Below are 17,411 nucleotides of genomic sequence, written 5' to 3'. Positions count from 1 at the left end.
TAACCAACGGACCCTTTTGCTATTATCAAGGGAATCACTTGTTATAACAATCTAGACATAAAATTGTGAGCCTAATGAAGACATGAATAAAATATAATTTTAAACCTCTCTTACAATAGAGCCGCGCAACCTGCATGGGGTCTTTACCAGCAGCCACCCTGATACACTGAGCCTGCATTTAAAAAGATTTTGACAATACATGGTTAATAGTGACCACTAGGGACCAAAAGATATTTTCAAGCGCCAATAAAGAGCAACCTGACTCTTTTAAGCAGCCATAATACAGGCAAACCCAAGGCTATATTTTAACTGCATAAGCACAATCAAGAACAGCTTGAGGAACCCTCCACTTTAGGGCGCCGATATAAAAAATAGAATTTCCCCTGAGTAGGCAGAATAAGGCTTAAGATCGATCACGGGTGTTTTGCACTGCACATAATATTGATAAGTTATTAATTTATGGCAACATCCATTTAACCCACACAAAACTCATATGTCGCCAAATTCACCAAAAGTTAACAAATTGATCTCGCTTATTAGCCTGGTGCCAGATAAAGTTCCAAGCCGGATATAATTAATCTTTGCCAACACTAGACCAGAGCATTCCCTTAAAATTTGTTATGTAATCACGCAAACCTTAGAGAACCACAAGAAAATGAATTTAGCTAAATATACTCTTTTAACGCTCTGTTTTATAGCTAGCGCTTTATGTTCCGCAGACACAATTAAAGTAGAAAAAACATCTTACTCGGCTTCCATACTTAAAGTTGGTACCGGCCAACCTGCAATTGCAGCAACAGACCTTAATTCAGACGGGAATCAAGATGTAATTATTGCAAACAATTCGGACAACAACATAGTAACCTATCTTTCCAATGGCAATGGGACTTTGACACCAGCAGGAGATTTCCCCGCCGGTGACAGCCCTTCAGGTTTATCGACCTCTGACATCAATGGTGATGGGAACATTGATGTTGTTATAGCCAACCACGAAACCTCATACGTCACCATGCTTTTTGGAAATGGCAAAGGAGGTTTTTACCCTGCACCGAATTCACCTTTAAGCGTGCAAGTAACGCCCCACCCACATGTCGTCCGATTAAGTGACCTTGATGGTGATAGTAAAGTTGACCTGATTGTAGACAACCGTAATCACGAAGGTTTACTTATTCTCAAAGGACACGGGAATGGTGATTTTAAACTGCCAGGGAAGACTGTTAAAGTGGGAGGAGACCCCTACCGGGGATTTGCCATCAAAGACTTAAATAAAGACGGACACTCCGACTTGGTGACACCCAACCAGAATGATATAGGCATATTAATAAATAACAAATCTGGCAAGAATCCTTTCAGCTTAAATAACCTGACACAATCCGAAGCTCCATTTACTGTTGAGGTGGCAGACACGAATGGAGACGGAAACATGGATTTACTTGTAGCCAACAACCTCAATGTCATTACTATAATACCAGGAGATGGTAGCGGCAGCTTTCTAAAAAAGAAACAAGTAGAAATTCAGGCATCTAATGGCGCCAAACAGATTGCGACAGGAGATATCAATGGTGATGATATTGACGACGCTTTAATCAGCAGTTGGTCAGGTGAAATTCTCGTATTAATTGGAGGCTCGACAATCAAGTCGATCAAATTTAAGAATACGAATATTCCCAATCCGTGGGGAGTCGCACTTTTAGATTTAAACAAAGACGGCAAAAGTGACTTTATTGTTGCGGATGGCAACAGCAATTTAGCAGCGGTGTATATAAGCCAGATAGAGTGACAGATGCCTTGTTGGATGTAATCTAAAGTTACTCCTGCAGCGTACCGAAATTAACCACCAGAGCAACACACCTACATAAATACAACCAACCTCTCAACCACAACAAACCGCAGGGGATTATCACCGTGAAAATAAAATCTATTTTTGTTTTAGCTGCAACGACAACTATAGCCGTCAACGCTTCTGCGCAAGAGAGTCAAGAGAGTAATGGCGCAGTATCCGATGAGACCATCGCAAATCAACGTGCCAATTTAGAGAAGAACACCACAGGAAGAAATTTTGGCCCGCAATCTCCACGTGATATTGAATCAACTTCTGGAAACCATGCGATTTTCTTCGCTGCCGCACCAGCTCATACGGTTATGAACTTGTGCAATATCCATTTTCACAAGAATGCTGAGCATAAAGGTGGAGAATTTACCCAATATGCGGGCAATGGTGATGGACATGGCTTCCTGTCAGGTTTTAAGTATTCCGACACCCTTACCGAAACCGAGTTGGCCCCACCTAATCAAGAAGTGTGCCCAAGCCAACATGGCAGCCTTCATCCTGGAGATACCATTGAAGTCCATTATGTCCACTCATCCGCCAAAATTAAACCCGGCCCAACCTTGGGTTCCTGCTTTAACGAAGACATCAAGAATCCGCAGTTGCGGGTAGAAACGCAAGTTTACGTCTTGGTGAATGATTCCTCTGCTTTAGACTTTGTAAAATTAACTGCCCATGATGAAAAAGGTGCCTTTCAACAGGCCCTGGGCATTCCCAGCAATACTGGAAAGCCAATTCAGTATTCAGGTTCCACCACTGGTCCAGATTACAATGAACAGGGCTCGCCTTATCAAGTCACCTGGAGTGTCCGCCCCAATGTTGCCAAGGTCAACATTACTTCTGTGGGCAACTGGTGCAAGGACAATATCTTTAATGAAGAGCACGCTCATGGTGTAAGGAATTTGATCCAGAACCCCAAGCTTCTCTCCAAGATTGAACACTAAACGCGCATGCCAAGAATACAGCTACCAACATGACCCAATCCATCTACAACGGACACGCCACTAAGCGGCTAGTTATTCCTCAAATGCCTCAGGGTTTCAGGCGTGCTGGTGTTGGGTAATGCCGTAGCTAAAGGCTTAGCTTCATTACCCCACTTCCACTTCTTAACCAACCAGAATAGGAGGTGGCCACTGTTCTCCTTCGCTTAATGATCAATATTTAACCTCTATTACTCTTTTTCATAAAAGTGCTTGACGGCTCATGGGTAAATCTATATTGTGCGCACCCTCAACGACGCGCTCGTAGCTCAGCTGGATAGAGTACCTGGCTACGAACCAGGCGGTCGGAGGTTCGAATCCTCCCGAGCGCGCCATTTCAAAAGGGCTTGTATCTCCGGATACAAGCCCTTTTTTTATTTCTTCTGTAGATAGCTCCGCAGGTAGCGATTGCAGGCATACGACCATAAACTTCACACCAATCCAAGTTAATCTTGGCTTCGGCCCGGCAGCATTCACTAACTCTTTAAGTGAGAGTGGTCTGCAGTCTTATGCTTAAACGTGTGGTTTTAGCCCTACTCTGCATTCTTGCAATTTATATTGTTGCCGCTTACGTCTACAACAAGTATTTTACCCAGTCTGTCACTTTCAAAAGCTCCCCTTATGAGCCCGAACGGTCAGAAAGCCTGGATTACCTCAAAGAGAAAGACACCATCAAAATCTTGATCGTTGATGGCGGCGGTGTCCGAGGGTTAATCCCTTTATACGTACTCAACTATCTCGAGAACAAACTGCAAAAACCAATTAGCGAAGTGTTCGATGTCTACAGTGGTGTATCTAGCGGTGCCATTGTAGCCAGCGGTATCAACATTCCTGAAAAATTTATCCCTAAAAACTACACCGGGCATGATTCTGCCACAGAGTACTTAATCCAACTCTACAAAGAAGAAAGTGACTACCTGTTTTCCTCACCTTGGTATCACGATCTATTGACAGGCTGGGGGCTTTTTTCCCCTTCTTTTATGGGCGAGCGACTCCACCGTGTACTGGAAAACCACTATACAAAGTCACTTTCTTTCACAGATCTCAATAACTTTGTTCTTATCCCAGCACTTGACATTCACAGTGGTAAAATACATCTTTTCAAAAATCGAGGAGATGGAATCAAACAACTACCTACCGACAGCTTATACCAGCTTATCACTGCAGCAGTCAGCGCTGAGACCGCCTTTCCTCCGGTAGCTTTCAGGACACCAGAGCAATCCAGAGAGCATAGCTACTTTGCCGATGCCGGCCTAGCCATGAATAACCCCACCAGCCTGGTGCTACTGGATATTCTTAAAGAATTTCCAAATAAAAACTATTATGTACTAATTTTAGGAGCAGGCTCACCACCATTGGCTAGCAGTGAAGCAGATTACAGTGAACTGAAAAACTGGGGGCGTATCAACTGGATACGGGATGCCTTTTCCAACATTCAGAGATATATGGATATTCAACAACTAAACGCACTGGAACTCGCCCAACAGCTCTCTGATGGCGATCGTTTGGAATACGATTACCTAAATGTCGAAGTCACTGATCCATTCGTTGACATCTTTGACTATGATTCCCTACACCATTTAAAAACTTATGCCGACCGATTGATAGAAGAAAACCAGCAGCAATTACAAAGAATTATCGAGCGGCTCAACCAGCCTGATAAAAAAGCTTCTCAGTAAAAGCTCATCACAATTTCGAATATTTGATCAACCTTATTTGCGCTGACTATAAATCTCTTCTCCTGCTCTAATTATCGACAGGTCATCCGCAGGTTTTATGCTCTGAAGATCGCCTAGTTACTCAGAAAAACTGTACTGAAAACCATTAGTACGATGATGATATTACCCACTCTCTTGTTGACCTCTTTGACAATTAACACCATAGCTCCTTGAAATAATATACCGACAGGCTTATTGGAGAAATACAGATAAGCCAGAATCATACTGTTAACTTTCTAGGCAAAACACCTCTACCAATCCAACTCGCCCAGCTCCACAAGATTAATACTATTCGATTGGCTATTTCCATAGTTTATTTATTATGCAGGAGCAGTTTTCCAAGTAATATCTACTAGCATCTACACTAGATAGGTATCTCCCATTAAAAAGCTGAGGAGTGCAAACCTCCCAGAGTGTTCTAAAGTAGTTAACCTCTGTAGGGGTGGGGATTATTTATGCCGTTAAAGGACCTGGCCCTAGCTTGTACTGTTGTTATTATTTGGGGAGTTAACTTTTCGGTTATTAAAATTGGACTGGAAGAACTTCCTCCCATCCTATTCTCCGCACTTCGATTCCTTGTAGTTGCAATTCCGGCCGTACTTTTTATCCCCTTTCCCAAAACCTCTCCGTGGAATCTACTGGGTGTCGGTGTCTTTCTTGGGGTGTTCAAATTTGGGCTACTCTTCTTCGCCATGAAAGCGGACGCCTCTGCAGGAATTTCTTCACTAATCCTTCAGGCTCAGGTCTTCTTTACCATCTTACTGAGTGCAATTTTCTTTAAGGAGGCAATAGGCCGATATCAACTGTTGGGTATTTTCATTGCAATGGCCGGATTTTCACTGTTTCTCTTTAGCAGCGAGGGGAGCGTAACCTCATTCGGCTTGGTGCTGTTATTACTTGCAGCTTTCTTCTGGGCCCTGTCGAACTTGATCATGAAACGCACTCAGAGCGTCAATCTGTTGCACTTTATGGTCTGGGTATGCCTGGTGCCTCCCATACCTCTTTTTACCCTCTCCTATTTTCTGGAGACTCAAGACCCTTTAACTCTGATTATTAGTACCAATGCGAAAACCTGGCTTTCCCTAGCCTTTGTCAGCTATATCTCTACGCTGATTGCCTTCGCGATCTGGGGCAGGCTTCTTAGAACCCATTCTGCGGCAACGGTGACCCCTTTCGCCCTATTGATCCCGGTAGTGGGCATTATCACCTCCAGTATTATTTTGGACGAAAAATTAGAAACCATAGAGGTCGTCGGCTTTGCACTGATTATGGCTGGGCTTATATGCAACACTCTATATGGTAAGATATTGGGGCTGGTAAAAGCCTCAAGGCAAGCTGTGCAGGCTCCACCAAAGATTTAATCGCTTGGTCGGGGTGCTCAGTAAGAGAGCACCCCCAAAATAAAATTAGACGATCTCATATTTAAAGGTGTACGGCGCAAGCTGTTCCGCAAGAGCGCCCTCAAGACTGGAATCCCCTCCGGTGGTAACCCTGGCAATAGTACCAAGCACCTTGTCTTGCTCCACTTTTACCTGACTCTCGGTAATGGCTGAATCTGTTCCCTGCACCAATCGATCAATAATATCCTGAACACACAACCGGATTTCTTCCATCTCCAAAGCGGGCTTGAAGATCTTGCCAACCGCCGTAGTAGGGAGTCCCCCTCGGAGCACAATTTTTCTGGGGATGGCCGCCCGCTCGGTAATATTTTCTTTGGCATAGGCAGTAATTTCTTCAAGCAGGGCTCTGGCAGAGTCATCCATTACAACCTCCTGCCCTCTGACTGTCAGCGTGCCAATCGCTTCACCCGACAGCATGACATAGGCGACGGGAACCTCTCCCGCATGGGCATCTGGTGTACCTACAGCTGCGGCCATGGCAACGGAAGGATGCTGGCAAAGTACCTCTTCTATCAATTTGGGCTCAATATTATGGCCTCCACGCACGATCAACTCTTTTTTTCGGCCTGTGAGCCAAAAATAGCCATCTTCATCCTGCCTACCTAAATCCCCGGTGTTAAACCAGCGCTGCCCTTGATCATCCTGCACCCAGATTCCCTTATTGTGCTCAAGGTTGAGATACCCATTGAAGACATTGTCGCCTCGAATAAGCAAATTGCCGATTTCATTGACCTGGCTGTACCGAATAAAATTACCCTGCTCATCCAGCTGGGCACTTCTCATCTCTTGTAGCGGCAAACGCAGTCCGATAGAGCCCACTTTCTTCGCGCCATGTGGTGGTGTGAGACTGCTAGCGCAAGTACCTTCCGTTTAACCATATCCCTCTACGATTTGCACACCGGTTATACGCTCAAAAGCATTAAAAACCTCAACCGGCATAGGCGCCGCGCCACACAAGGCCATTTGCAGGGAGGAGATATCACACTGATTTACTGGCTGCTGCAACAAAGTAGAATAAACTGTGGGCACAGCGCTAAAACTGTTCACGCGATAGAACTCAATGATGTTCCAGAAGTTACTGAAAACACCCTCACCCCGGTAGCCCTGTGGGGTCATTAATACCACCTCACAGCCGTTAATAAACGCCGCAAGCCCCGTCACGATTGCCGCATTCACATGAAATAGTGGCAAGCCACAGAGAATAACTTTTCCGGGCCCCATAATATCGCCGGCGACCAAACCAATACTTTTTGCATTCGCCAATTCATTCCCGTGTGTGTGGGTGGCGATCTTTGGTAACCCTGTTGTACCCCCGGTACAAAATAGGGAGGCGGTGTCATCACTGTGGATATTGCGTTTAAAGTTCAAATCGCTAGACGGTTGCTGCTTAATCGACGACTGGAAGGGTATTCGTTTTTTGCCTTTCAATGATTTAAGCCGCCGGCGGTATTGATACTGTACTGCACTAGCCGCAATGCCTTTAAAGCCTCCGGCGTGATATGCCGGGTCCACATGAAAGATACTTTTTACCTCGGGTAAATTTGGCAAAATACTCTCAACTTTTTCACAGATATCAGTACCCGGGAAAGGACTCAAGGTAACGATGGCTTTTGACTGGCTATGCCGAATCAGCTCTTCTATCTGTTTGGCCTCCAGTAGCGGATTGATCGCCAATACTTTAGCGGCCGCTTCCGCCCCCCATAGTACATAGTGGGTTTCTGGTAAATTTGGCAGTACAAATGCGACAGTGTCATGCTCTTGAATACCGACACTACTGAATAAATTGGCAGTTTGGATAATACGCTCAGCCAGTGTTTGATAGCTGATCTTTACTGGCTTTCTATAGTCTTTGCCTGAGAGAAAAAAAGAGATCGCCGTTTGCCGAGAATAGCGCTTGCACGCAGCCATTAATGCTTCAAAAGTATTTCCGCTGAATTTTTCCGAAAAAGCTTTAAAGCTGGAAAAATCTTGCCCCTCTGGCTGCTTACCTGTTAGCAGGTAGGCTTCCAGAGCCTCAATACCTTTCAAGGTTGAAGTGGACATAATATTTCTCCCTGACTGCCAATCAGCAGATGGTTGTATTGAATTATTTTTTACTTTGATACTTAGTTTGCTTTGATGCTTAGCTTACATTGATACTTAGAAAGCAACCGCAAGCCTAGCTTGAATGCTGGGCAAGCCACGCTTGCTCCTCTCCAGGTTCTGGCATAACCGCGCCCCCCTCTATCACCCAACTGGCGGGAACATCTATAAGATCCACCGTGCAGCGAGCGAAAGAACACCCTAAAACCTGGGAGGCCACTTCGATAAAGCGATTGGCTAGAGCTGACTTGATTCTATCGCTGCGACCTGCGCGAATGGAACCCAGGATATGGAGACTGTTCTTTGAGCGTAAATGAACGCCTCGACTAAATACAACCTGTACAAATTGTGCGGGTGCGCCAGTTATTGTGCAGTGAGCTTCAGTAACCCCAGAGACCAGAGCCTGTTGCTCAGGAGCAGATAATGGGCGCCGGGTGGAAATCGTATAAAGCGGCATTTTTGACCTCTCATAAATTGATATGGGTGTTGAAATGGCCCGTGGCGCTTTTGGATCTCACTAAACGCACCAGTGTTTTGGCTATGTAGGTAATTTGCCGCAGCGGTGGCATGCGCTTGCGATTTGCGCTTAGGAATGCCCTGCTGAGCGATTGGTCAGGCGCCGTAATAACGACTTCGTTTTTGTTGCCCCCTGTTGTGAGGCACCACTGCTCCAGCAGTTGATATAAAAACGGGTGTCGCAACTTATTTGATGTTCCATCAGGCACTGGGGCCATCAAGGTGGCCACCGACGATGTCTTTCCCTCCAAAAAGGCTTGGTTTGAGGGAACCTCCATCCATATCACCCTGGGCGTTACCGGCTGGCTTAGGTGTTCCCGGTAAGCCCGGCCTATGACTTGCTCCAGGGCTTGCTTGTTGAGGCTCGCTCGTGAACCTTCAACCAGAGAACATAAAACGATAGGTTTGAAGTGCATGACCCATACCATAAGTTGCATTTTGGAACTAATCTAATATAAATAAGTTCCAAAATGCAACTTAATTGCGCTAGCTTAGCCTAGAAACATCAATAACTTATGGCTATATAACGACCTGATGCGGCCTCCAGGGAAGTTTTGTTTTGGAACTAACTTGTGAGACCATGGCGCCTTGAACAACTCCGGAACGGCTATGAGCGACAGTAAACCCGCTGTTCAATGTGGGATCGAAGAGGCACTTTCTGTGATCGGCGACCGCTGGAGCCTGCTGATTGTCCGCGATGTGCTGAGGGGCGTTAATCGATTTGACTCACTGCAAGATAGCTTGCAGATATCCCGAAATATCCTCACGCAAAGATTAAGTAACCTAGAGGAAACCGGCATCCTGGTTAAAGCGCCCATTAAGCCCGGTGCGCGGCGTATGCTTTATAGCGCTACCCCAAAGTGCCTTGCACTGGTCCCCGTCTTGGTCTCACTGATTGATTGGAGTACACACTGGTCTGAGAAAACCAATGTACGCTGGTCTCGAGTGATAGATAAAAAAACCGGAGAAGCTGTTAAGGTGGACCTGGTAAACAAAGAGGGCGAGCCTGTCTCCCTGCTGGATCTGGATTTGAAATATTAAGAGCCCGCTTAAAGCTAACGATCTCAGTTCAACCTGTACCCCGCCGAGACTCTAGCTTCCTTTCCCGTGCTGACTCCACATAATGACTCCACATACTGACTCCTCACACTGACTGCTTGCGGCTAGACTGGTTTTATCGATCGATAAATACTGCCAGCCATCCGATGCTTCTTTACTGTGATCACTGTGGCCAAATCTGGGATATCAAGGATTCCGCACTTATTCCAATACGGGAAATCCTCCGCGCCTTTCCCGATCACAGGATCAGCGCAACGCTGATTAAAGCCTTAAAACCCGCTATTGGCCTCCCTATGATGGAGGTAAAGCGCTTCGCATGTCACAAGACCTTAAAGAGCGGTCGCTGCTTCGTCTGCAATGCATGCCTGGACAATATTCCAGTCCTCATCAAAAACTGCGGCAGCTGCGGGGCGTTGAATCTTGATACCCCAAAGAAACAGGACCAGCCGCCTCCTTAAAAACACCCTCTTAAACATCTACCAGTGGCAGCGCTTCCCAGCGTGTGGTGTAGGCGGGTGAGCGATAGGCCTGGCGCATTTTCCAGTGTTTATGCACCCCCTCAGCACCCAAGAAAAGGGTGCCGCGGCCAAAACGCTGATTGACCCTATCGAGGGCTTGCATCATCTCCCCGGCGCGGGCCGGCTGACCAGCCGTGAACAGGTCCCCCTGCCCCAGAGACCTGGGCACCAGCTCTACCAGGCCCACACCGGCTTTCATAAAGCGGTGGCCCGGGCGGTAAAGCTCAGCTATCGCCCCCTTGGCCAGACTGGCGATCAGGCGGCTGTCATCGGTGGCATAGGGGCACTGTACCAGCGTACTGCGGCTGTAATAGTGGGGCTCGTGGGGCGAGGTGTGCAGAAAAATATGTATCGAAGCCACCAGGCATTCCTGGGCGCGCAGCTTTTCTGCCGCTCGGCTGGCATAGAGGCTGATTGCCTGCTGAATGGGTTGCAGCTCAGTCAGCTTCTCCCCAAAAGAGCGCGTGCAATAAATCTGCTTTTTGGCCGGCGGCTGCTCCTCCAGGCTCAGGCACGGAACTCCATTTAACTCCTCAATAGTTCGCTCAATATTAATATTGGTGTGCCGGCGCAGGATCTTGGGGTTGGCCTGCGCCAGATCATAAGCGGTCTCTATACCCAAGTGCCCCAGCCGCTTTGCCAGGCGCCTGCCAACGCCCCAGACTTTATCGACCGGCATACGCTTTTGTAGCCACTGCCACTTCTGCGGGGTATCCAGAGCACAGACTCCATTGCAGCTAGCGATTTTCTTCGCCGCCCGGTTGGCGAGCTTAGCCAGAGTCTTACTCGGGGCAATCCCCACCCCCACCGGCATACGCACATCACGCCACAGGGTTGTGCGAATCCGCTGGCCGTAATCCAACCACTGCTCCTGCAAGCCATACAGATTGAGAAACATCTCATCGATACTGTACACCTCCACTTCTGGACTAAAGCCCTTCAGGGTTTCCATCACCCTATGGGAAATATCACCGTACAGCGGATAGTTGCTGGAGAAGATGGCCACCTTGTGCCGCCGCAACAGGTGTTCAATCTTGAAGAAGGGCTGCAAATCCCCAATCCCCAGCGCTTTGGCCTCCTTCGAGCGCGCCACCACAAAACCATCATTATTGGAAAGTACCACCACCGGCCTACCCCTTAAGTCGGGCCGGAATATCTGTTCACAGCTGGCGTAGCAGCTGTTGCAATCCACCAGTGCCAGCATTCAGCGTGGGCGGTGATAGCGAATAGAGGCTTTAACCACCCCTTCAACGATAAGCTCCTGCCCCTCCCAAACCGGTATCGGCGGATAGCGGTCATTGGCCGATAGCAGCCGCCCATGGTGGCGATCCAGCACCTTACAGGTGAGCTGGCCATCCAGGGCCACCACCACGACATCACCGTGTACCGGCGTCAGTGAACGGTCGACAACCAGGAGATCGCGGTCGAAGATCCCCAAGCCCTGCATGGAGTCGCCGTTGGCTCGGGCCATAAACGTGGCCGCCGGATGAGTGATCAAATGTTGATCAAGGCTGAGACTTTTCTCTTTGTGATCATCCGCAGGAGATGGAAAGCCAGCGGCAACACCGTGACTGTAGAGAGTCGCTAGTTTCATAGGATTTACCCAATACTGTATATGCATACAGTTTAGGGGCAGTGCGCCGATCCCGGCAAGAACGATGGCTGACCAGCGAGCCGCCAGCCGTGCCCACACCAGCCCCACACCAGCCCCACACCAAGCCCCACACCAAGCCCCACACCAAGCCCACACCAAGCCCACCGGCAGGCCTTCAGGCTCCCGCTTGTATGACAGCTTGGCAGTGTCGCTGTGTGAGATTATGATCCGCGCAGCGGGCGGAGAGTGATTAACGACAAGACGTGCCCCGCAGCCCTCTCCCTAATGGGCACGGTACGGAAACGAGACACACATATGAATTTAATCATAGCGGCACTGATCGTAGCCTCTTATTTTATCTGCATGAGGCTTAGCTCCTCCGCTATCAGCCGGTTTGGGCAAACCAGGGCAGTCAAGCCTTATCGCCTCAAGTACATTTCCAAGACTGTCAGTATTGCTCTTTTGGTGTTTCACCTGGTCCTGCTGATCAGCGCCCTGGGATTTGAATACACCCAGGTTTCCATCTTCCTCTCTTCCGTGTTTGCGGTAATTGGCGTGGCACTTTTTGCCCAGTGGTCAATATTGAGCAACATCACCGCCAGCCTAATTATTTTCTTCGGCTTTCCCTACCGGGTTGGCGACAAGATTCGGGTGATGGACAAAGACGATGACATCTCTGGCACGATTGAGGAGATCACACTGTTTCATGTCCTGATCAGACGGGGCGAGGAATTAATTACATACCCCAACACTTTAATCCTGCAAAAAGGCGTGATTAAAAACCCCGGCAAGCAGCTAACGGAAGCTCCAGAAAAACTGCCGGAAACCAGCCAAGCCGAAGCGCAGTAAATTTCCCACCTCCCTGCCCTCACTTCTGGGCAGGGAGTTCTTGACGGACAATTCTTTCCCCCCGGATTTCCACATCAATCTGACCTCCTTTAACCCCAATAAGCCCTTCCTCGTCCTCAGCTGCCTTGAAAATAACAAGCAGCAAACCCATAGAACTCTATTAAAGGCACGGAAAAGCTCTCACCACTTCCCATCTTCAGTGAAGCGATTTGCTTCAACCGTCTCAATGGTTAAAAATGCGCAAGATTCAATGAAATTGGCTTTAAGGGACTGCATGACCGATACCCTGAAAGATATACTCCACTTCATACAGGAAATGGGCCTAAAAAATGGCCTGTTTGTCGTGTTTTTCATCTTTGCGCATTATTTATTGTTCTGGATGTACAGTGGGCGGTTGAAAGATCGCCAAGTTGAAATTGATCGACTAGCGGCAGATAATAAAGAGTATCGGGACAGGTTCCTCAAACTGATGGATAATGCCTTTTCCTATTCTCCGCCCACTAGAAAAGTGGCCCCCAAAAAGCCAGTTAATGAAAAGGAGTTTGAGTAGTGTTCTCCATGTTGCTCGCGATTGCTCTTGTCTTCATTGCAATTCAAATATACCGGCTTTTTGAGATAAGAAGGCATGACCAACACCTGTTCGAATTTTGTCAATTACGGAGAGATACTATCGCGTATCTCTCCAACTCCTATGAGCACCTATCCAGAACAGATTACATTGCCCTCAGAAAGATCAACGATGCCCTGAGTCGCATCATAGCCGGGTACAAAGAGCACAAAACGGTTGTTTTTAATTACCGTTTATTTACCGAGTACTTGGATGAACTCAAAGCTTTTGAGAGAAAAGCCGAGAAGATATCTACCGGCAATAAAGATATTCAAGATCTACTCAAAAGAATCCACTGCTCTATTTTCAAAGCCTTTCTGGCATTTACCCCCCACCTCAAATCAGAACTGGCATTCTCCCTGGTGATAAAAGTGATTTCCCTTGGGGTGAAGGCTGGGCTCAACTCCCTGAAGGACTACTTACAGCGCCTCAAGGAGGCAAAGGTCATGGTAAACACCTTCAAGAGGTCTACCACACCCTGTTAGTCTCCAGCAGTCTATTTGGGGGCCTATGCGCCCCCTCCATTCCGCCTTTTCTGCCTCCTCCATTCCTCCCCTCTCTCCTCTTTTCCTCACCTCCACCAACTAGCGCTCTCCATGGGTAATATTCAGCAACTTTGATCAAGTGTCAGAGACACACAAAACTTAGAATACTTTCAGATAAAGAAAGGCGGTATCTATGATGAGGTATAGGGAAAGGTTTACGCAGGTACTGCACTATATCGGGGCCAACCTGGACTCCGAACTGGATATCGACAAGCTCTGCCAGTACGCCAACTTGTCTAAGTACCACTTCCACCGACAGTGCTCCGCATTTTTCGGCATGTCCGTGATAACCCTTGTCAGATTGCTGAGGCTCAAACGGGCGGCCTATCAGCTCACCTACCGGGACAAAAAGGTGTTGGATATAGCTCTGGAGAACGGCTACGACAGCCATGAAGCCTTCACGCGAGCTTTTAAGAAACTCTTTGGCAAGAGTCCCTCAGAGTTTCGCCGAGCCCCAGACTGGGAAGTTTGGCATAAAAACTATGAGCCAATAATAATGTTAAGGAGCCAGTTAATGGAAAGTTCCGCTAGTTACCAGGTCGATATTATTGAATTCCCCGAGATCCAGCTTGCCGTTATGGAACATCGGGGCGCAGCCCACCTATTGGGCACAACCATCAGACAGTTTATTCAATGGCGGAAAGCTCAGGGGCTTTCACCAAACAACAGTAGAACCTTCAACTTGGTTTACGATGATCCAGCAGCCACACCTCCCGATCAGTACAGGTTTGACGTCTGCTGCACGGTAAAAACCTCTACCGACACCAATGCCGAGAATATAGTCAGCAAAGTGATTCCGGCTGGGAAATGCGCGGTCATTAGACACATAGGGAGCGATGACTCAATCGGCACAGCCGTTCGATACCTGTATTTTCAGTGGCTGGATTCTTCAGATTTTACTCTGCGTGAATTCCCAATGTTTTTTGAGAGGGTAAAGTTTTTTCCGGAGGTGTCGGAAAGTGAAATGATCACCGATATCTTCCTCCCCATAGAATAACATTTCCCGCCTGGGAAGTAGAAAACAGGATACAAAAAACCACCTGTAAATAGATAAAAAGCTGATCCTGAAATTCCTTAATGGAATAGCCAAAGATAAAACTATCGCCTTATCCTGTACTCTTTAGGATATAGATTTAAAGAATGCTATGGACTTAAAGAGTACAAACAGCTTATGAAAGCTCGGCATCTATCAGCCATTACTGCTTTTCTTATTATTACTTTTGTGGGCTTAGTGTATTTTTACAACAACCGCCTCACACAGAGCACTAAGTTTGATACTCTTCCGGTCACAGGTGAGTTCGTTAAAAATAATGATGCTCTCAAAGACAAAGAAACCATTAACATTCTGATTGTAGATGGCGGTGGCATCCGCGGATTGATTCCACTTTACGTAATTCAATACATAGAACGCCAGACTGGCAAACCCATTGAGGAGCTATTTGATGTTTTCAGCGGCGTCTCAACGGGTGCCATTATTGCCACAGGGCTCAATGCGCCCTATCTGCCCACAGACCTGCACGGACCTAAAGTAGAAAGCGTTCATTCTAAAAGCGATAGGATAATTCAAATCTACAAAAATGAGAGCGGGTATATATTCTCTACCCCTTGGTATCATAAATTGTTAACCGCCAATGGGCTTTTTTCGCCTCGCTTCATTGGGGAGCGGCTGAGCAATACCATGGAGAAACACTACACAAATGGAATGAAATTCACCGACCTGAATAATTACATCATCATACCCTCCCTGAACATCCATACAGGCCAGGTGAAACTATTTAAAAATCGAGGTCAGGAAGCTACCGAACTACCCACCAATACGCTTTATCAACTTGTCACTGCAGCTACTAGTGCTGAAAGCCTATTCCCTCCAGTAGAGTTTATGACTACTGGGAAAGATATTCGCCACCGTTACTTTGCCGATGCTGGCATAGATGCAAACAATCCTACCAGCATCATTCTTTTAGAAACCATCAGGGAGCTCCCTGGGAAAAACTACTATGTGCTGATCCTTGGTGCTGGCACTTCGCCCTTGAATACTATGAAAACCAACTATAGGAGATTAAAAAACTGGGGAGAAATAAGCTGGACTCGCGATCTTATATCGAATGTACAAAGATCTATGGACGAGCAACAACTATACACTCTGGAGATTGCCAGATCACTTAGCCATAAAGGTCAAATAAGTTATAACTACTTAAATGTAGAAATAATCGATCCCTTTGTTGACCCATTTGATTACAAATCCATCGACAAGCTGAAAATTTTAGCGGAAAGACTTATCAACAAAAATCAAGCGGAACTAGATCGAATAGTACAGAGACTTAAGCAAAGAGACTGATGATTAAGTCATATAATATTGTTCAGCGAGTAAAATTTGTATTTCAAAGCGGCAAACATTATTGTTTAGCGGTGAAACTTTCACAGGTGCGGCAATTAGCATGGCAACTGGAAAATTTACGCTGGCAATAGCTACACTCTTAATATTATTGGGCACATCCTCCTCCAGCCTGGCAAGCAGTCTCAATGAACAGGAAGCCCGCAAAAGATGCATGAAAACCTGTAAGCATGTTTATCACCGGTGTCTTGGAAACAATCGGGAGATACCAGCTGATTGCGTAAGCGATAAAAGGTTCTGTGATTTCATTTGTTATGACGATAAACTCTACTATCGTGAAAGCGACTACCTGAAACGGCAATACAGACGAAATCGATGGAAGAATCGATGGGATTAACGTCTATAAGAATGGCACCAACATTAGTACACAGTGCAGAGAAGCACTAGAAATTGTGATCGAAACCTAGCGACCAAACAGAAAGCGGAAACTGATAGAAAGGGCTAACCAATCCATTGCCCCCTTTCTATTCTAAGCGTTTTGATCACAAATCAATCGGCAACTTTGAACCAGCAGTCAATTTTCTTACACTCCTCTATCTGTGTAAGAAAAGGGACACAAAAAACAGGGAGGCAAAAGTTAAACATTAACCTCCCTAAAAAATCATCTAGGCATCCAGAAAGCTATTAACAGCAGCAATGCCTTTATAAGCCATAATACCCGCCTGCCGAATGATGGTTTCTTTATATTTACTGAAAGTCGCACTTTCCGCCAGGCGATGATCAATACAGCTCATCATATTAATAACCTTCGCAGTGTGGCTCTTATAAATTAGAGGCCCCTGAACTACAGAGTAACCAAAACTTTTTAGCCCTATTAGCTCTCTGCCGGTAACCCTAAAAATACGATCCAGAGGATCACCACTTTTATAGTTCTGGTTAGCAATGGTCGAAGAAATTGGCCGGGAAACAAGCTCTACTTCAGCCTTTGCATGCACAGCACCTAATATCCATGAGTCATTTAAAATAATCGACCAGGTATTGGTTCTCAACACCGAGCCATTATCACTTGTATTGGTAGGCCCAAAGACTTGTAGGGCTTCATGTAAGTCTTCAATACTACCAGCGACGATTTTTCCATCCCTGGTGGTGGCAGCATTATTGTATACCTGCCAGCAGGCTTCGATATGTTGCGCGGTATTATTAGCTGGGTCTAGAAGTCCTCTGACCTCTTTTTTGAAATCACTTTCGGTATACATATATATTCCTTTAAATCCATAAGAGAAAAATAAGTTCCAGACAACATGGTCGGATTATGGAATTAAAATCTGGACCAACTGTTATCTTTCCCCATAACAGCCTGCATTTATCATAAATACCTTA

Annotated in this window: 19 protein-coding genes and 1 tRNA gene; 12 read left to right on the top strand and 8 right to left on the bottom strand. The window is 46.5% G+C overall.

Annotation, left to right across the window (positions count from 1 at the left end):
• Positions 1–655: 655 nt before the first annotated feature.
• The 5 genes from FIU95_RS07355 to FIU95_RS07335 all read left to right on the top strand — a co-directional run bounded on the left by FIU95_RS07355 (position 656) and on the right by FIU95_RS07335 (position 5,887).
• Entirely contained in the window at positions 656–1,780 is a 1,125-nt protein-coding gene (locus FIU95_RS07355; RefSeq protein WP_152452900.1) for a VCBS repeat-containing protein, read from the top strand.
• Positions 1,781–1,905: 125 nt separating this feature from the next.
• Positions 1,906–2,772 (top strand): delta-class carbonic anhydrase, encoded by an 867-nt coding sequence (locus tag FIU95_RS07350; protein ID WP_172975343.1) that lies wholly within the window; start codon positions 1,906–1,908, stop codon positions 2,770–2,772.
• Positions 2,773–3,066: 294 nt separating this feature from the next.
• Positions 3,067–3,143 (top strand) — tRNA-Arg (locus FIU95_RS07345).
• 345 nt (positions 3,144–3,488) lie between these two features.
• The gene (locus FIU95_RS07340; protein WP_253868909.1) at positions 3,489–4,487 is read left to right on the top strand and encodes a patatin-like phospholipase family protein; all 999 of its coding nucleotides are present in this window, start codon (positions 3,489–3,491) and stop codon (positions 4,485–4,487) included.
• A 494-nt stretch (positions 4,488–4,981) separates the two neighbouring features.
• Positions 4,982–5,887 carry an EamA family transporter gene (locus tag FIU95_RS07335; protein ID WP_152452894.1) on the top strand — a complete coding sequence of 302 codons (906 nt, stop codon included), beginning with the start codon at positions 4,982–4,984 and terminating at the stop codon, positions 5,885–5,887.
• Positions 5,888–5,932: 45 nt separating this feature from the next.
• On the opposite strand, the gene FIU95_RS21430 is transcribed toward FIU95_RS07335, so the two are convergent.
• From FIU95_RS21430 to FIU95_RS07315, 4 genes are all read right to left on the bottom strand, one after another.
• A complete protein-coding gene (locus tag FIU95_RS21430; RefSeq protein ID WP_152452892.1) occupies positions 5,933–6,745 on the bottom strand; it encodes an AMP-binding protein in 813 nt (270 codons plus the stop codon).
• A 51-nt stretch (positions 6,746–6,796) separates the two neighbouring features.
• The gene (locus tag FIU95_RS07325; RefSeq protein WP_152452890.1) at positions 6,797–7,969 is read right to left on the bottom strand and encodes an AMP-binding protein; all 1,173 of its coding nucleotides are present in this window, start codon (positions 7,967–7,969) and stop codon (positions 6,797–6,799) included.
• 115 nt (positions 7,970–8,084) lie between these two features.
• Positions 8,085–8,465 carry a hypothetical protein gene (locus FIU95_RS07320; RefSeq protein ID WP_152452888.1) on the bottom strand — a complete coding sequence of 127 codons (381 nt, stop codon included), beginning with the start codon at positions 8,463–8,465 and terminating at the stop codon, positions 8,085–8,087.
• A 10-nt stretch (positions 8,466–8,475) separates the two neighbouring features.
• Complete coding sequence (locus FIU95_RS07315) at positions 8,476–8,940, bottom strand: hypothetical protein (protein WP_152452886.1); 465 nt, start codon at positions 8,938–8,940, stop codon at positions 8,476–8,478.
• Positions 8,941–9,133: 193 nt separating this feature from the next.
• Here FIU95_RS07315 and FIU95_RS07310 point away from each other — a divergent pair, with 193 nt between their 5' ends.
• On the top strand, positions 9,134–9,565 hold the full coding sequence (locus FIU95_RS07310; RefSeq protein ID WP_152452884.1) for a helix-turn-helix domain-containing protein: 432 nt from the start codon (positions 9,134–9,136) through the stop codon (positions 9,563–9,565).
• A 486-nt stretch (positions 9,566–10,051) separates the two neighbouring features.
• On the opposite strand, the gene FIU95_RS07305 is transcribed toward FIU95_RS07310, so the two are convergent.
• Together FIU95_RS07305 and FIU95_RS07300 are read right to left on the bottom strand one after the other, a co-directional pair.
• Positions 10,052–11,305 (bottom strand): Y-family DNA polymerase, encoded by a 1,254-nt coding sequence (locus FIU95_RS07305; protein ID WP_152452882.1) that lies wholly within the window; start codon positions 11,303–11,305, stop codon positions 10,052–10,054.
• The gene (locus tag FIU95_RS07300; protein ID WP_152452880.1) at positions 11,306–11,695 is read right to left on the bottom strand and encodes a LexA family transcriptional regulator; all 390 of its coding nucleotides are present in this window, start codon (positions 11,693–11,695) and stop codon (positions 11,306–11,308) included.
• A 64-nt stretch (positions 11,696–11,759) separates the two neighbouring features.
• Here FIU95_RS07300 and FIU95_RS07295 point away from each other — a divergent pair, with 64 nt between their 5' ends.
• From FIU95_RS07295 to FIU95_RS07270, 6 genes are all read left to right on the top strand, one after another.
• A complete protein-coding gene (locus FIU95_RS07295) occupies positions 11,760–11,945 on the top strand; it encodes a hypothetical protein (RefSeq protein WP_172975342.1) in 186 nt (61 codons plus the stop codon).
• Positions 11,946–12,010: 65 nt separating this feature from the next.
• Positions 12,011–12,544, top strand: a complete 534-nt coding sequence (locus FIU95_RS07290; protein ID WP_172975341.1) for a mechanosensitive ion channel domain-containing protein — start codon at positions 12,011–12,013, stop codon at positions 12,542–12,544.
• Between the two features lie 40 nt (positions 12,545–12,584).
• Complete coding sequence (locus FIU95_RS07285; protein ID WP_152452876.1) at positions 12,585–13,094, top strand: hypothetical protein; 510 nt, start codon at positions 12,585–12,587, stop codon at positions 13,092–13,094.
• An 8-nt stretch (positions 13,095–13,102) separates the two neighbouring features.
• Entirely contained in the window at positions 13,103–13,636 is a 534-nt protein-coding gene (locus FIU95_RS07280; RefSeq protein ID WP_152452874.1) for a hypothetical protein, read from the top strand.
• Positions 13,637–13,829: 193 nt separating this feature from the next.
• Positions 13,830–14,693, top strand: coding sequence for a GyrI-like domain-containing protein (locus tag FIU95_RS07275; RefSeq protein WP_152452872.1), 864 nt, complete (start codon positions 13,830–13,832; stop codon positions 14,691–14,693).
• Between the two features lie 174 nt (positions 14,694–14,867).
• Entirely contained in the window at positions 14,868–16,034 is a 1,167-nt protein-coding gene (locus FIU95_RS07270; RefSeq protein ID WP_152452870.1) for a patatin-like phospholipase family protein, read from the top strand.
• A gap of 3 nt (positions 16,035–16,037) precedes the next feature.
• On the opposite strand, the gene FIU95_RS21105 is transcribed toward FIU95_RS07270, so the two are convergent.
• Both FIU95_RS21105 and FIU95_RS07265 read right to left on the bottom strand, forming a co-directional pair.
• A complete protein-coding gene (locus FIU95_RS21105) occupies positions 16,038–16,190 on the bottom strand; it encodes a hypothetical protein (RefSeq protein ID WP_172975340.1) in 153 nt (50 codons plus the stop codon).
• Positions 16,191–16,696: 506 nt separating this feature from the next.
• Positions 16,697–17,287, bottom strand: a complete 591-nt coding sequence (locus FIU95_RS07265; protein ID WP_152452868.1) for a hypothetical protein — start codon at positions 17,285–17,287, stop codon at positions 16,697–16,699.
• Positions 17,288–17,411: the final 124 nt, after the last annotated feature.

The organism is Microbulbifer sp. THAF38, from assembly GCF_009363535.1.
Lineage (GTDB): Bacteria > Pseudomonadota > Gammaproteobacteria > Pseudomonadales > Cellvibrionaceae > Microbulbifer.
This window is presented reverse-complemented; position numbering and strand designations above follow the sequence as displayed.

Excerpts from the sequence above, each read along its gene's own strand:
- FIU95_RS07355 (WP_152452900.1), top strand. The coding sequence starts at position 656 with ATGAATTTAGCTAAATATACTCTTTTAACGCTCTGTTTTATAGCTAGC.
- FIU95_RS07335 (WP_152452894.1), top strand. The coding sequence starts at position 4,982 with ATGCCGTTAAAGGACCTGGCCCTAGCTTGTACTGTTGTTATTATTTGG.
- FIU95_RS07325 (WP_152452890.1), bottom strand. The coding sequence starts at position 7,969 with ATGTCCACTTCAACCTTGAAAGGTATTGAGGCTCTGGAAGCCTACCTG.
- FIU95_RS07320 (WP_152452888.1), bottom strand. The coding sequence starts at position 8,465 with ATGCCGCTTTATACGATTTCCACCCGGCGCCCATTATCTGCTCCTGAG.
- FIU95_RS07315 (WP_152452886.1), bottom strand. The coding sequence starts at position 8,940 with ATGCACTTCAAACCTATCGTTTTATGTTCTCTGGTTGAAGGTTCACGA.
- FIU95_RS07310 (WP_152452884.1), top strand. The coding sequence starts at position 9,134 with ATGAGCGACAGTAAACCCGCTGTTCAATGTGGGATCGAAGAGGCACTT.
- FIU95_RS07305 (WP_152452882.1), bottom strand. The coding sequence starts at position 11,305 with ATGCTGGCACTGGTGGATTGCAACAGCTGCTACGCCAGCTGTGAACAG.
- FIU95_RS07300 (WP_152452880.1), bottom strand. The coding sequence starts at position 11,695 with ATGAAACTAGCGACTCTCTACAGTCACGGTGTTGCCGCTGGCTTTCCA.
- FIU95_RS07295 (WP_172975342.1), top strand. The coding sequence starts at position 11,760 with ATGGCTGACCAGCGAGCCGCCAGCCGTGCCCACACCAGCCCCACACCA.
- FIU95_RS07290 (WP_172975341.1), top strand. The coding sequence starts at position 12,011 with ATGAATTTAATCATAGCGGCACTGATCGTAGCCTCTTATTTTATCTGC.
- FIU95_RS07280 (WP_152452874.1), top strand. The coding sequence starts at position 13,103 with ATGTTGCTCGCGATTGCTCTTGTCTTCATTGCAATTCAAATATACCGG.
- FIU95_RS07275 (WP_152452872.1), top strand. The coding sequence starts at position 13,830 with ATGATGAGGTATAGGGAAAGGTTTACGCAGGTACTGCACTATATCGGG.
- FIU95_RS07270 (WP_152452870.1), top strand. The coding sequence starts at position 14,868 with ATGAAAGCTCGGCATCTATCAGCCATTACTGCTTTTCTTATTATTACT.
- FIU95_RS07265 (WP_152452868.1), bottom strand. The coding sequence starts at position 17,287 with ATGTATACCGAAAGTGATTTCAAAAAAGAGGTCAGAGGACTTCTAGAC.